12 protein-coding genes are annotated in these 14,609 nt (G+C 42.1%); 6 read left to right on the forward strand and 6 right to left on the reverse strand.

The genetic code is table 11. The annotated features are described in order from the left end of the window. The first annotated feature begins 8 nt into the window (after positions 1-8). The gene (locus AB1K80_RS12180) at positions 9-695 is read left to right on the forward strand and encodes a glycoside hydrolase family 11 protein (protein WP_412856887.1); all 687 of its coding nucleotides are present in this window, start codon (positions 9-11) and stop codon (positions 693-695) included. 45 nt (positions 696-740) lie between these two features. Here the strand turns inward: AB1K80_RS12180 and AB1K80_RS12185 are convergent, their stop codons facing one another. Next, complete coding sequence (locus AB1K80_RS12185) at positions 741-2,780, reverse strand: molybdopterin oxidoreductase family protein (protein WP_412856888.1); 2,040 nt, start codon at positions 2,778-2,780, stop codon at positions 741-743. Positions 2,781-2,908: 128 nt separating this feature from the next. Then, a complete protein-coding gene (locus tag AB1K80_RS12190) occupies positions 2,909-4,105 on the reverse strand; it encodes a cytochrome P450 (RefSeq protein ID WP_412856889.1) in 1,197 nt (398 codons plus the stop codon). Positions 4,106-4,533: 428 nt separating this feature from the next. Between AB1K80_RS12190 and proC the strand changes: the two genes are divergently transcribed. From proC to AB1K80_RS12210, 4 genes are all read left to right on the forward strand, one after another. Beyond that, positions 4,534-5,373 (forward strand): pyrroline-5-carboxylate reductase, encoded by an 840-nt coding sequence (gene proC / locus AB1K80_RS12195; RefSeq protein WP_412856908.1) that lies wholly within the window; start codon positions 4,534-4,536, stop codon positions 5,371-5,373. 27 nt (positions 5,374-5,400) lie between these two features. Beyond that, entirely contained in the window at positions 5,401-6,519 is a 1,119-nt protein-coding gene (gene proB, locus AB1K80_RS12200) for a glutamate 5-kinase (protein WP_412856890.1), read from the forward strand. 18 nt (positions 6,520-6,537) lie between these two features. Continuing rightward, on the forward strand, positions 6,538-7,806 hold the full coding sequence (locus AB1K80_RS12205) for a glutamate-5-semialdehyde dehydrogenase (protein ID WP_412856891.1): 1,269 nt from the start codon (positions 6,538-6,540) through the stop codon (positions 7,804-7,806). An 86-nt stretch (positions 7,807-7,892) separates the two neighbouring features. Continuing rightward, the gene (locus AB1K80_RS12210; protein ID WP_412856892.1) at positions 7,893-8,456 is read left to right on the forward strand and encodes a GNAT family N-acetyltransferase; all 564 of its coding nucleotides are present in this window, start codon (positions 7,893-7,895) and stop codon (positions 8,454-8,456) included. A gap of 29 nt (positions 8,457-8,485) precedes the next feature. Here the strand turns inward: AB1K80_RS12210 and AB1K80_RS12215 are convergent, their stop codons facing one another. Then, positions 8,486-9,031, reverse strand: a complete 546-nt coding sequence (locus AB1K80_RS12215; protein ID WP_412856893.1) for a GNAT family N-acetyltransferase — start codon at positions 9,029-9,031, stop codon at positions 8,486-8,488. A gap of 86 nt (positions 9,032-9,117) precedes the next feature. On the opposite strand from AB1K80_RS12215, the gene AB1K80_RS12220 reads away from it, so the two are divergent. Beyond that, positions 9,118-9,936, forward strand: coding sequence for a MerR family transcriptional regulator (locus tag AB1K80_RS12220; RefSeq protein WP_412856894.1), 819 nt, complete (start codon positions 9,118-9,120; stop codon positions 9,934-9,936). A 35-nt stretch (positions 9,937-9,971) separates the two neighbouring features. Here the strand turns inward: AB1K80_RS12220 and AB1K80_RS12225 are convergent, their stop codons facing one another. The 3 genes from AB1K80_RS12225 to AB1K80_RS12235 form a co-directional block, all read right to left on the reverse strand. Then, positions 9,972-11,801, reverse strand: a complete 1,830-nt coding sequence (locus tag AB1K80_RS12225; RefSeq protein ID WP_412856895.1) for an ABC transporter ATP-binding protein — start codon at positions 11,799-11,801, stop codon at positions 9,972-9,974. Beyond that, positions 11,798-13,531: an ABC transporter ATP-binding protein gene (locus AB1K80_RS12230; protein ID WP_412856896.1), complete on the reverse strand. Its 1,734-nt coding sequence runs from the start codon at positions 13,529-13,531 to the stop codon at positions 11,798-11,800. The genes AB1K80_RS12225 and AB1K80_RS12230 overlap by 4 nt, the downstream gene beginning before the upstream one ends. Positions 13,532-13,625: 94 nt before the next feature. Further along, complete coding sequence (locus AB1K80_RS12235) at positions 13,626-14,528, reverse strand: LysR family transcriptional regulator (protein ID WP_412856897.1); 903 nt, start codon at positions 14,526-14,528, stop codon at positions 13,626-13,628. Positions 14,529-14,609: the final 81 nt, after the last annotated feature.

The following is a 14,609-nucleotide window of genomic DNA, read 5'->3' on the forward strand; positions in this document are numbered from 1 at the left end:
ATTGGAGAATGAACCGTAAACAATGGAAGCTGCTCTTTGTCATGTTGATTGGATTCGCCCTTACACTACCGGCTATACCTGCACATGCGATGACCATTACGAATAATCAAATGGGTAACCATAGTGGCTACGATTATGAATTATGGAAGGATTATGGTAATACGTCCATGACATTGAATAACGGCGGCGCATTTAGCGCGCAATGGAGCAACATCAACAATGCGCTGTTTCGTAAAGGAAAGAAATTCGATTCCACTAAAACACATCATCAGCTTGGTAACATCTCCATCAATTACAACGCTAGCTTCAACCCAGGCGGAAATTCCTATCTATGTGTCTATGGATGGACACAATCTCCATTAGCTGAATACTACATTGTTGATTCTTGGGGAACGTATCGTCCAACGGGGACGTATAAAGGAGCCATTACGGTAGACGGAGGCACATATGATATATATGAAACAACACGTGTCAATCAGCCGTCGATTATTGGGAATGCCACTTTCAAGCAATATTGGAGCGTTCGTCAAACAAAACGTACTAGTGGCACAGTCTCTGTCAGTGAGCATTTTAAAAAGTGGGAAAGCTTAGGTATGCCAATGGGGAAAATGTACGAGACAGCTTTGACAGTCGAAGGCTACCAAAGTAATGGAAGTGCGAATGTGACGAGAAACGAACTATTTATTGGTCGATAAATTGAACACGAAAAAGCCAACAGTTTGTCTGTTGGCTTTTCGTTATCATATTTTCTCCACTTCTACCCGACCAGAGAAAAATGTGGCGCCTCCACCCATATCTGCTAGCCGGTCAGGTGTTAATCCATTGACTAAATGCTTTTTGCCTTTTTGATCGGCCCATAACCCTTGGCTGACAACGGCGCCGGATAACACATGCGTACCGACCGATACGATCAGCTCACATTCTCCTCGATCATTGAACACACGCACCATGTCACCGTCATCTATCTTTCTCTCCTTCGCATCTTGTTCATTCATGTGAAGCTTCGGATATTTCTCAAGCTTTTGATGCTTTTCATTTAAAGAGAAGGTCGAATTAAGGAAATTATGGTTCGGTCCAGGGATAAAAGTCAGTGGGTATTCACTTTCCAAATGAAGTGGTACATAGGTTGGGAGTGCTGGATACCCGTCTCTTTTCATTTTTTCAGAATAAAGCTCAATTTTCCCGCTTGGAGTCGGGAGCTTGATCTCATGAAAAGGACCACGTTTTGCTTTTATCCATTTGTTCTTCTTTAAGGCTTCATATGAAATATCTTCATAGTATGGGTTTTCGGGATGATGAAGTGCTTGTTGCATAAGCTCGGCATCTGTCTCACGAAAAGCCGCCTCTTCAAAGCCCATGGCATGAGCTAACAGTCGAAATACTTCTGTATTTGATTTACTTTCTCCATATCGCTCAATGACAGGCTCTTGAATTTGCATGTAATGATGCCAGTAAGATGTATAGAAATCTTCGTTCTCAAATGCAGATGTCGCAGGAAGTACAATGTCAGCATAAGTCGCTGTCTCTGTGAGAAACAAGTCATGAACGACTGTAAATAAATCTTCTCTTAGTAAGCCTTCTCTGACTTTATTGGCTTCAGGCGTTACAACTGCTGGATTACATGAATAGACAAAGATTGAGTCGATAGATGGTGTTGCATCCAGTAAGACACTGCCTAGCTGGTTCATATTGAATGTTCTAGGTGCCGGCGATGTTAATAAGTCTGGTCGTTGTAAAGCTGTTTCGTTATAACTGAGAAAAGAGGAGTTCGATTTCATCGCTCCACCGCCTTTATGAAGCCATTGGCCTGTTAGGGCAGGGAGGCAGGAGATGGTTCGAATGCTCATTCCGCCATTATCGTGATGCTGTAATCCATTTCCGATGCGAATAAGAGATGGCGATGTTTCAGCATACATTCTCGCAAGTGTGATGATATCATCTTTTGGTACACCTGTGATTTGTTCCACCATTTCTGGGTCATACTGCTTCACGTGCTCGCGAAGCTCTTCGTGACCAATTGTATACGTTTCTAAAAAGGACGAATCCGTTCGGCCTTCTTTAAATAGAACATGCATGATGCCAAGAGCGAGTGCGCTGTCAGTGCCAGGGCGAAGGGGGATAAACCAATCGGCCATTCGCCCTGTTTGGTTTTTATGGACATCAATGACGACAATTTTGGCGCCTTGTTTTCTCGCTTTTTGTGCGATTGTGATTTGATGCATGTTCGTTGAAACGGCATTGATGCCCCAGAAGATAAAAAGTTTCGTGTGAATCGTTTCTTCTGGATCTGTCCCAATACTTGCACCCATCGTATATTTATAGCCCGTCGTTCCTGCTGATTGACAAATGGTTCTATCTAATTGGCTTGAGCCAAGACGATTGAAGAAGCGCCGATCCATTCCTTCTGCATTCAAATTGCCCATATTGCCATAGAAGCTATAAGGCAGAATACTTTCTGGACCTTTTTCGTTGATCAGGTTTGTCCATTTTTGCCGAATGGTTTCAATGGCTTCTTCCCACGTAATAGGCTCAAACTCACCATCTCCTTTTCGTCCAACACGTTTTAAAGGAGTTGTTAGCCGTTTTGGGTCATAAATACGTTCAGTCATATTTCTCACCTTGTTGCATATGTTCCCTTGCGTCACTGGGTGATCAGGATCTCCTTGAACTTTCACGATTTTTCCATTTTCTTTATGTATTAAAAGACCGCACTGATCTGGGCAATCTAATGAACAAACTGATTTGAATATTCCATCTTTTATCGCTGAATAATCGGTCATGGGTCATTCGCTTCCTTTCTGTATGCTTCTGCCACTTTGTATGGACTTTATTTTAGCACGTTAGAGAGTGGAAGGTAAGAAGAGTTCATAAAATTCGAAAAAGAAAAATCCCCTAAAAAAGGGGACGCTTAATATCGTGTGACCTTGACAGGGAATTCTTTCACGCCAAAAACAAACGTACTTTGGATGGGCTTCAAGTCATCTGTTGCACAAGTCATCTCTTCAAAAGTATTGAATAAAATCTCTAGCGCAATATTGCTTTCAAGCCGTGCGAGTGGAGCACCAAGACAGAAGTGAATCCCAAAGCCAAAACTCATATGCGGGTTTGATTTTCGATCAAGTCGAAACGTATCAGGGTCTTCAAACTTCCGTTCATCCCGATTCGCTGACGCAATCCAGCTAATGAGATAATCGCCTTTTTTTATCTCCTGACCGGCAATGTTAACATCCTCTACTGCAATACGACCAATCGCTTGAACAGGTGGATAAAACCGTAATGTTTCCTCAGTCAATTGAGGGATAAGCGAAGGGTCTTGCCTTACGGATTTCGCAATATCAGGCTTTTCAGTGAGAATTCTGACGGCATTCGTGATGAAGTTGGTCGTTGTTTCATTTCCAGCAACGAGTAATAAAATACAAAATCCAAGCAGCTCATCTTCAGTTAAATGCTCGCCATCAATTTCGGCTTGTATAAGAAGAGAGATCAAATCATTTGTCGGTGTTTCTTTTCGTTTTTTGATTAAATGAGAAAAATACTGGGAGAGCTCTTCTTCCGCTTGCTTCTGCATGTCCACAACGGCTTGAATCGCTTCATTTGAGTCGTCTTCTGCACCAGCAACAAGGGCATCTGAATGTTTTTTAATGAAATCCCTATCTTGAACCTCTGCACCAAGAAGCTCTGCGATAATCATGACAGGTAGAGGGGCAGCAAGATCATGAACCAGATCAAATGTCTGTTCTTGCCGCACCCGATGTAATAGGTCGTGCGTCAAGTCTTTGATTTTTTCTTCTAATTGTTTGATCGCTTTTGGAGTAAATGCTTTATTCACAAGTGCTCTCATCTTTGTATGTTTTGGAGGATCCATTGTTAAAATACTTGATTTAGACGTACTTCTTCCTCGCTGAGATGAGAACAGTTTTGGCTGCTTGAGAACGAACTGAATATCGGCATACCGAAAGAGATCCCAGCACTTTCTCGTCTCGTCATATCTGATATCAGCCTGCGAACGTAATTCATTGTAACGAGGGAACGGGAAAAGAAGGTCATGTGTTGATCGAATTTCTTTCATTGGAATGACATTGACATAGTTTTCTTTCACTTTCATGATGAACGCTCCTTTTTCGTATCATTTCCCTTTCACGTTATCACCCGAGAAAGGTGCATTTCAACGGACATGTTCACTAAAATATGTCAATAGTCTAAATGAAACATTCAAGTTCATAGATGATCTAGGAAAATAGAAAGCGACAAAATGTTAGCGCTTACTAAAGCGTGTAATAGAAGTCACCGAAAAGAAAAATAAATTGGAGAATCCAGTCGAACGAAAGGGTCTTATGTTTCAAATGTAGATAGTTCTTTATACTCAAATTATACAATGTGAAAAGTGTAGTGAACATACATAGCGTCAACTGTTTTTGATGTACTCGGGACTTTTGAAAAGCGCTAGCCCTTTCTTGACACGATTTCTCATCATGTTACGATAACTTACGTGTGAAAAACGCGAACAAAAAGCGAACAAGGGAGAGGTTCCATATCATTGATCAAAAGAAAGTTGCTTTCATTGGCGCAGGTTCTATGGCTGAAGGGATGATTGCAGGTATTGTGCGATCAGGCCGGATGCCGCTTCACCATATTTACGCAACAAATAGACAGAATGTGGATCGACTTCATGAACTAACGAAACGATACGGTATTCAAACAGCGACAATGGATTCATGTCCTTTTGAAGACATGGATATCTTGATCCTAGCGATGAAACCAAAGGATGCTGAAAAAGCACTTGACACCTTAAAACCTCATATTCAACCTCATCAGCTCATCATGTCTGTTCTTGCAGGTGTGAAGACACAATCTATTGAAAATATGCTTCATGAAGGGCAGCCAGTGATGCGGGTTATGCCTAATACGTCAAGTACCATTGGTGCATCAGCCACAGGGCTATCTGCCGGACGATATGTGACGAATGGGCAAATGGCGATGAGCCAAGCGCTTCTATCTGAAATGGGAGAAGTATACACCATAGAGGAAGAGCATATGGACATATTCACAGGAATTGCCGGAAGCGGACCCGCTTATTTTTATTTCCTTATGGAAAGAATTGAAGAAGCAGGAGAAGAAGCAGGCTTATCAAAGGAGATGTCTCGCCAAATCGGAACTCAGACACTGCTTGGTGCCGCCAAAATGCTTCAAGAAACGGCTGAAAACCCATCTATTTTAAGAGAAAAGATTACATCCCCGAACGGTACAACGGCAGCAGGACTTCATGCATTAGATGATTTTGGTGGCGGGGAAGCCATCAAACAAGCTGTCAAACATGCAACCAATCGATCTAAAGAAATCAGCGAACAACAAAAACAAAAAGTATCGATCTAAATAGAGTCTCAGTACAGGAGTGATAACGTGTACGCAGATAAAGAGAGAAAACGAATTGTTGTGAAAATCGGAAGCAGTTCTCTGACTAGCTTTCAAGGTGAGATTAGTCTGAAGAAACTAGAAAAACTCGTCAACCAAATTGTGAAACTCAAAGATGAAGGCCATGAAGTCATCTTGGTTTCTTCTGGAGCTGTTGCAGCTGGCTATCGAAAACTAGGGTTTATGGATAGACCGAAAACATTACCAGAAAAGCAGGCATCTGCCTCGATAGGTCAAGGGCTGTTAATGGAATCATATTCTACCTTATTTTTATCGCACGGTTATATTGCCTCACAGCTTTTAATCACAAGAAGTGATTTTTCAGATGAAACCCGCTATCAAAACGTGCGAAATACGATGAATGTGTTATTAGACAGAGGCATTATCCCAATCATCAATGAAAATGATACGGTGACCATTAACCGGTTAAAGTTTGGGGATAATGATACGCTTTCTGCGAAGGTGGCAGGATTGATAGATGCTGATTTCCTCGCTATCTTATCAGATATCGATGGTTTGTATGAGGAGAACCCGCATACGAATCCACATGCGAAAAGAATCCGAGAGGTAACAGAGATTACTGAGGATATTGAAGCCGCTGCTGGAGGGGCAGGAAGCAGTGTTGGAACAGGTGGCATGAAGTCAAAGCTTGATGCTTTCAAGATATCGATGGCGGCAGGGATTAATGGCTTTCTAGGAAAAGCGGATACCCCGCATATTTTAGATAAGGCGCTGAACGGCACTGTAGATGGGACTTATTTTACGGCTGATGAAAACCTAGCACCGCTTAATTATAAAAAGCAGTGGATCGCGTTTCATTCTGGCCCAAAAGGCGAACTAATGGTACATGAGAAGACGCAAGAATCCTTACTTCATCGCGAAGAAAGTCTCGATTCAGATGGCATTATTGATGTGAAGGGCTCATTTAAAAAAGGTGATGTTGTTCGCATTTTAGATCAAAGTGAAAGAGAAATTGGACTCGGCATTGTCAACTATGATGCGGCCATTCTTGCGAAAAATGGCGAGCTGTTACAAGGCGAAGTTGTTGATGTCGTCGATCTTGAAGCATTTGTTTGTCATTTAGAACGATCAATTCCAGTTTGTTAATGAAAAGGGAGGAATTCCATGACACTGACAGCTGATGTTGTCACATCCGTCAAAGAAAAAGCGAAGAAAGCAAAACATGTATCAAAGAAAATGGGATTACTTGACACAGAAGAAAAAAATGAGGCGCTGCTACATGTCGCAACAGCCTTAGAAAAGCATAGCCATTTTATTTTACAAGAGAATCAAAAAGACTTACAGGTAGGAAAAGAAAAAGGCTTCTCAGAAGCGTTAATGGATCGTTTAATGTTAGATCAGGATCGAATTCATGAGTTTGCGGAAAGTCTGCGACTTGTGACAAGATTAACAGATCCTGTTGGAGAAATATTGGATGAATGGACTCTTGATAATGACTTATATGTAAAAAGTCGAAGAGTACCGCTCGGCGTGATCGGCATGATCTATGAAGCGAGACCGAATGTGACTGTCGACGCAGTAGGCCTTGCCTTAAAGGCAGGCAATTCAGTCATACTAAAAGGCGGTTCCTCCGCTATTTCTTCCAACAAAGCCATTGTCAACGTCATTCATGAGGCACTAGATCAAACAAAGATTCCTCGTGATGCGGTTCAATTCATTGAACAAACAGACCGCTCTTCGGTTCAAGCAATGTTTCAATTAAAGGAATGGATTGATGTCTTAATTCCGCGAGGCGGAGCGTCATTAATTAAAACGGTTGTAGAGGAATCAACCATTCCAGTCCTTGAAACAGGAACAGGCAATTGTCATGTCTTTATTGATCAAACAGCGAATGTGAAGAAAGCCACCAAGATTGTCATCAATGCCAAAACGAATCGACCAGCCGTTTGTAATGCGCTAGAAACGTTGATCATTCATCGCGATTGGCTGAAAGAAAATGGGGACACATTGAATGAGGCATTGCAGGAGCATCACGTGACGGTACATGGGGACAAGGAAGCAGAGTCTTTCTTTACAGATGTCGTTCCAGCCGAGGAAGCGGATTGGATGGATGAATATTTAAGTCTTGATCTTGCAGTGAAAATCGTAGATTCAATTGAGGAAGCAATTCTTCATATTGATCAATACGGAACGAAGCATTCAGAAGCGATCGTCACAGAAGATGAGAAAAATGCGCTCATATTTTTAAATGAAGTAGATGCCGCTGCCGTGTATCATAATGCATCCACTCGCTTCACTGATGGCGGGGCGCTCGGGTATGGGGCTGAGATCGGAATCTCGACCCAAAAGTTGCACGCACGAGGCCCAATGGGACTCACTGCCCTCACCACAACAAAACTTCTCATGTCCGGTGACGGTCAGATTCGACATTAGGAACGAAACAAAAAACACGACCTTTTTTAGAGGAGGTCGTGTTTTTTTAGTGTATGATGAAAGAATAGACAAGAAGGAGGAGACACATGAAGACCAGCCACACATCCATCTATTTAAGAGATTTAATGGAAGATGATGCCGAAGCACTCACAACACTTGAGTATGACAATCGCGATTTCTTTCAGCCATTTACTTCACTTAGGGAAGAGAATTTTTACACGGCTCATGGACAATTAAAACGAATTCAATCGTATCAAGAAGGGCGAAAAAAAGATGAAACGTATGCGAAAGGAATTTTCCATCGTGACTCGGATCAGCTCATTGGAACAATTGCACTGACTGGTATTGTGAGAGATGTTATTCAAAGTGCCTGGCTTGGGTACGGGCTTGATCAAAAGCAGAATGGAAAAGGGTATACGACTGATGCGATTGGGCTCATGCTTGATGAAGCGTTTCAAGTCCTTGAACTACATAGAATTGAAGCAGGTGTTCAGCCACACAATATTGGTTCCATCCGTGTACTTGAAAAATCAGGCTTTCAAAAAGAAGGGCTGTCTAGACAAAATGTGAAAATCAACGGAGAGTGGAAAGATCATTATTTGTTTGCTATTCTCTCTACCGATAAACGCCCAACCGTTGTCACTACATAAAAACTCCCTCAAATGGGGAGTTTTTTTATTTACAGCATGACTTTCTCGAACTTAAAGAATTCACATTCTTCCGGTACGAACGTATCATCTTTATGATCATGAGGTGCGTTTGGATCTGGATGGTGTAAATGATAGAACTCCGTTATGTGAAACCCGCATTTATTGACATAGAAATGAATGTTGCGTTTTTCAAAATAGGGCGTTACAACCTCCCATATTTTTGTTTCTGGGTATTGCGCTTCAATGGCTTTCCATGCCGCCTGACCAATCCCGCGGCTGTGTGAGGAGGAAGTGATATAAAGCAAGTCTACCGAGTTGTGATGTGTTTGGCGGTTGATTTTTAAAACAACGCCGCCAGCCTTTTCACCATTCAGCAAAATGTGATAAACCATGTTTTCGTTCGCTTGGAACGATGCATCAATCGCATCATCCGGAGGAATAGGTCCACCTTGTGCGTCGCCAAAGGCGTCGATCACGCCAGCTATAAACGCTTCTTGCATCTCTTTTTTCATTGAAGGGAAGTCCTCTTGGTGTGCCAATGCTAATGTGACTTGATGTTGAGTGATTTTGTTCATTTTCTGATCCTTTCTTCAGTTCATTATGTTCCTGCGTGTTATGATAAAGGGTGGAGTAACTCCATAGTCAAGAGAGGAGAGTTAAAATGATCAATGATGTGCAAAAAACGTTTTACACTGGTGAATTTGCCAAGTTATTTGATGTCAAAAAAGATACACTGCTTTATTATGATAAAATTGATTTGTTTAAGCCGGCTGGCGTCCATGAAAATGGATACCGTTACTATACAATGGAGCAATTTGATCACTTTATTGCGATTCAATCCCTTCGTGCTGTACAGTTTCCGATCAAAGAGTTAAAACAATATTTCACCGAACCTTCTCAGGAAAGACTACAAAATCTCGCGCTAGAACAAGTGGAAAAGGTCAAAGAGGAGATACAAAAACTAGAGGATATCCAATCTTTTCTAATGCGTGTGATCGAGACGACGAATGAATTAACATCCGTGAACCCAGGGGAGGTTTTGTTTCAAGAACTGCCAGAAGAATCGATTGTTCTTAGTGCATCAAACCCGATTGATTTGAACACTTCTGTAGAGGAAATCTCTCGTATTGTGGGTGAGTTCATGAAGGAGATTGGTGTGAAAGGCGCTGCAGCCAATGGCTCTGTTTTAAAAAAAGAGCCATTTCTTCAGCGTCGCTATCATGAGTCAGATAGGCTGTTTTGCCGAATGGAAGGACCTGGTGCTGTCAAAAAGCCTGCTGGCCTTTATGCGGTTTTGTATCATCAAGGTACACCTGAAGACATTGCATCTGCCTACTCACATTTACTAGATCAGATTGAGGCAGAAGAAATGGTGCTGGATGGAGATGTCTTTGAGGAGTATGTACTCCATTCGCTCTTGTCTAAAAATGAAGCGGAATACCTCACAAAACTTAGTGTAAAAGTAACTAAAAAAGGATAGACAGGCATGTTTCCATGCTGTCTATCCTTTTCAATTTAACCTACTTGATGTTCTGTAAATTGACTCATATACAAGTCCGCATAAAAGCCTTTTTCGTTTAAAAGCTCATTGTGCGTTCCTTTTTCAATCATGGTGCCGTCTTTCATGACTAAAATGAGATCGGCATCTTTGATTGTTGAAAGTCTGTGGGCAATCACGAAGCTCGTTCTGTCATTCATTAGCTCATTCATGGCTTTTTGAATGTGCATCTCTGTCCGTGTATCTACACTACTTGTCGCTTCATCTAATATCAAAATCTTTGGATCAGATAAAATCGCGCGGGCGATCGTTAAGAGCTGACGCTGACCTTGTGATAGGTTCCCGGCATCTTCTGTTAAAAGTGTGTCATATCCATCAGGAAGCGTTCGGATGAAATCATCAGCATAGGCATGTTTCGCGGCTTGGATCACATCTTCTTTCGTCACACCTTGTCTTCCGTAGGCAATGTTATCGTAAATGGTGCCTTCAAAAAGCCACGTATCTTGAAGGACCATCGCAAATAAATCGCGCACTTGCCGGCGGCTAAGGTCGGTCGTTTTCACGCCTCCAATGCGAATAGAGCCTCGATCTAATTCATAAAAGCGCATGAGCAGATTAATGATGGTCGTTTTTCCTGCGCCTGTTGGCCCCACAATGGCAACTGTTTGTCCTTCTTTGACATGTAAATTCAATTCTTTAATAACCGGTTGATTTTTGTCATAACCGAATTGTACTTGCTCAAAGGTCACATCTCCTGAAAGTGAATCAAGCTCCACAGCCGCATCTTCTTCGGTGCTTTCTTCCTCTTCATCTAAAATGTCAAAAACCCTTTCAGCAGATGCAATGGCTGATTGTACTAAGTTCGCCACACTTGAGGCTTGCACAAGTGGTTGCGACATTTGTTGTGTGTACTGAATAAACGCTTGAACATCTCCCACACGAATATTTCCGTTAATCACAAGAATCCCCCCAGCGACGCTTACTGCAACATAGCCAAGGTTTCCAATAAAGGTCATCATCGGCATCATCAAGCCGGAGATAAACTGTGCCTTTCTAGATGATTCGTAAAGCTGGTCATTTAATTGATCAAACGTCGCGATCGCTTTCTTTTCATAGCCGTATGCACGGACGGTCTGATGTCCTGTGAACATTTCATTAATGTGTCCATTGATGAGACCTAGCTCTTTTTGCTGCGCCTTAAAATGCTTTTGTGAAAATGACGTGATGCCTTTTATGGCGAACAGACTAAGAGGTAATGTCAAACAAACAAGTAAGGTTAATAACGGACTGATGACAAGCATCATGATGATAATCCCGATCACTGTAATGACAGAGGTGATCACTTGGGTGAGTGCCTGCTGTAGGGATGTATTGATGTTATCAATATCATTCATGACACGGCTCAATGTGTCTCCGTGAGTTGTTTTATCAAAATAACGGAGGGGGAGACGTGTGAGCTTGTCGTTTGCCTCTTGGCGTAATTCAGCAATGGTTTGCTGAGATACCCCCGCCATCACATATTGCTGAACAAATGAAAAGAGGGAAGCAATCACATATAACAAAACCAGTAGCCATAGAATTTGGCCAATGACATCGAATTGAACAGCTGTCCCTTGTGTGAAACTGTCAAAGAGGGAAGAGGTGGCATCCCCGAGTAATTTTGGACTGATGACATTGAAGACGGTTGATCCGATTGCGGCAATTAGCACAATGATGAGCTGGGTTGTTCTTGGCTTTAAATAGCCCGCCAAACGAAATAAGGTTTTCTTAAATTCCTTTGGCTTGCCAGCTGGTGCTCCGCGGTGTCCGCCTCGATGTCCCATTCCAGAGGACATTTTTTTACTCATCCTTGCTTCACCTCCTGTCCTTCTTGTGATGCAACAATCTCTTGATACACACGGTTGTTTTGACTTAATTGTTCATGTGTTCCAATCCCAGCGATGTTGCCTTCGTCAAGCACAATGATTTTATCACTATGCTTCACTGTGCTGATTCTTTGCGCGACAATGATGAAGGCCGCATACTGCTTTTCTTCTTCCAATGATGCCCGAAGCTTCGCATCTGTTTTGTAATCAAGGGCTGAGAAGCTATCATCAAATAGATAGAATGCTGGTTTTCGAACGAGTGCTCTCGCAATTGAGAGTCGCTGCTTTTGACCACCTGACAGATTCGATCCACCTTGATCGATTTCCGCCTCAATTCCACCATCTTTTTGCAGAACAAAGTCTTCAGCTTGTGCAGTACGAAGTGCCTGCCAAATGTCTTCATCGTTCGCAGTTTGCCGCCCAAAGCGTACATTATCTGTAATGGTGCCATTGAACAAGACTGCTTTTTGAGGAACATAGCCCATTTGGCTTCTTAATGTGTCTTGATTGAGGTGTCTAATATCGATCCCATCTAGTGTAATCCGGCCATTTGATGGTTCGTAAAACCGGGTCATCAGCTGAAGGAGGGTCGTTTTTCCAGAACCAGTACTTCCAATGATGGCTGTCGTTTCACCCGTTTTCACTTCAAACGTTATCCCTTGAACTGCCGGTTTTTCAGCGTTTGAGTAATAGAAGGAGACATCTTCAAAGCGAATGGCTTTTGCGGGTTGCGAAAGCTCTCGAATCGACTCACTCTTGTCTTTGATCTTTGGTTCCATGTTTAATACTTCATTGATCCGTTTCGCAGATGCTTGCGCCCGTGGGATCATAATAAAGCTCATCGACAGCATAATCAGTGCCATTAAAATCATCATCGCATATTGAATAAAGGCAATGAGATTTCCAACCTCCATCTGTCCTGCATCAATGCGATTTGCCCCAATCCACACGATGCCGATATTTGTGAAGTTCATCATGATGAGCATAAACGGGAATAAATACGCCATTAATCGATTGACGCGCAGGCCAGTGTCTTTATAGGACGTATTGGCTTGCTGAAAACGCTCCTTTTCATCTTCAACTCGATTAAAGGCACGAATGACACGGATGCCAGAAAGAGACTCGCGCATAATCAAATTCAAACGATCTGTCTTTTTCTGAAGCTGACCAAATAGCGGGATGGCTTTTCTTGAAATCAAATAAATAAACCCGCCAAGTAGGGGGAGGGCTGCTAGGAAAATAAGAGATAACACAGCATCTCTTGAGACAGCCAATAGAATCCCGCCAACGAGCATCAAAGGGGCTCTTGTCATCATTTGCAAGATCATAATGGTCACATCTTGGACTTGCTTGACATCGTTTGTTGATCTTGTAATGAAGGAAGACGTCCCAATCTTTTGGAATTCTTCTAGTGAAAATTGTTCGACATGGACAAATAACTGTCTTCTCATATCACGGCCGAAGCCAAGTGCCGTTTTGGATGATAAATAGGATTTCCAGATCGTAAGCAAGATCGCGAGTAAAGAACAAGCAATCATCCAGCCGCCAACCTTCCAAATATACGCAGTATCTCCTCGCACGATACCGACATCTACGATATCCGCAGTCAGTGTTGGTAAGTATAACTGAAGCATGCTGCTTAAAAAGGTGAGGATGACAATCGAGACAACCGATAACCGATAAGGCTTTAAAAAGGATAAAATTGATTTCATACCGATACCTTTCTTTCATCTAATCTGTGATTCTGTCACTCATCATATACAAAGAGGGGTGATGACGACAAATGAAATGTCTTCAGTTCGTGAATTATTTATATTGTTCAATTTTAGAGAAGAAATCCTTTACAAACACATAGAAATCTTGCGCTGATGGAGAGATTTCTCTTGATTTAGGTGTAATGATTCCAACGGTTCTGCGAACGTGCGGGAAGTCGATCGGAATTTTCACCGTAAACCGAGGTGTTGTTTCATAAAAGGCGCTTTCGGGTAATAAAGTAACGCCCATACCTGCAGATACTAACCCTTTAATGGCATCTAAATCCTCACCTTCAGACGAGATCTTCGGCTCATATCCTGCCTGCTTACAAGCATCGACCGCAATTTTCCTCAGCACATATCCTTCCGGAAATAGAACATAATGATCCTTTCTCAAATCACTTAAATGTATGCTGCGTTGTCCGCTAAATGGGTGACTAATCGGCAAGAGCGCATAAATGCTTTCTGAAAATAAAATATGTCCTTCTAATTGAGGATCGTTCGTCGGCACTGGTCCTAAAAAGGCGAGATCAATATCTCGATTTTTTACAGCGTCAATGAGAAATTTATAGGAGCCTTGACGAAGTAAAAAATCGACCTCTGGATATTCCTCTTTAAAAGCAGAAATGACAGAAGGGAGTACTTGGCTAGCAAGACTTGTCGGAAACCCGATATTCACAGTCCCTTTATGGGGATCTAGATATTCATCAATTTGTTCTTTCGCATAATCAATCGCCTTTAATGCTGTTCTGACATGATCTAAAAACTGGCGACCGATCTTCGTTAATTTAATGTTACGTCCTTCACGTTCAAATAATTCAACCCCTAGCTCTTCTTCTAAATTTGCAATCTGGCGGCTAATGGCCGATTGTGCGACATGTAAGTTTTCTGCTGCTTCTGACACGTGTTCTCGATCAGCGACTTCTACAAAATATCGTAATTGACGAAGCTCCATTTTTGCAGTTCACACCCATCTATCTCAAAAAGAGATTGTTTTGATCTAAATTATATATTGTTTATATCAATTTGAAAACTT

The sequence above is a fragment of the Bacillus sp. 179-C3.3 HS genome (genome assembly GCF_047229225.1).
GTDB lineage: Bacteria > Bacillota > Bacilli > Bacillales > Bacillaceae > Bacillus.

Coding starts and splice junctions, on each gene's coding strand:
- AB1K80_RS12180 (WP_412856887.1), top strand. CDS start 9: ATGAACCGTAAACAATGGAAGCTGCTCTTTGTCATGTTGATTGGATTC.
- AB1K80_RS12185 (WP_412856888.1), bottom strand. CDS start 2,780: ATGACCGATTATTCAGCGATAAAAGATGGAATATTCAAATCAGTTTGT.
- AB1K80_RS12190 (WP_412856889.1), bottom strand. CDS start 4,105: ATGAAAGTGAAAGAAAACTATGTCAATGTCATTCCAATGAAAGAAATT.
- AB1K80_RS12205 (WP_412856891.1), top strand. CDS start 6,538: ATGACACTGACAGCTGATGTTGTCACATCCGTCAAAGAAAAAGCGAAG.
- AB1K80_RS12210 (WP_412856892.1), top strand. CDS start 7,893: ATGAAGACCAGCCACACATCCATCTATTTAAGAGATTTAATGGAAGAT.
- AB1K80_RS12215 (WP_412856893.1), bottom strand. CDS start 9,031: ATGAACAAAATCACTCAACATCAAGTCACATTAGCATTGGCACACCAA.
- AB1K80_RS12220 (WP_412856894.1), top strand. CDS start 9,118: ATGATCAATGATGTGCAAAAAACGTTTTACACTGGTGAATTTGCCAAG.
- AB1K80_RS12225 (WP_412856895.1), bottom strand. CDS start 11,801: ATGAGTAAAAAAATGTCCTCTGGAATGGGACATCGAGGCGGACACCGC.
- AB1K80_RS12230 (WP_412856896.1), bottom strand. CDS start 13,531: ATGAAATCAATTTTATCCTTTTTAAAGCCTTATCGGTTATCGGTTGTC.
- AB1K80_RS12235 (WP_412856897.1), bottom strand. CDS start 14,528: ATGGAGCTTCGTCAATTACGATATTTTGTAGAAGTCGCTGATCGAGAA.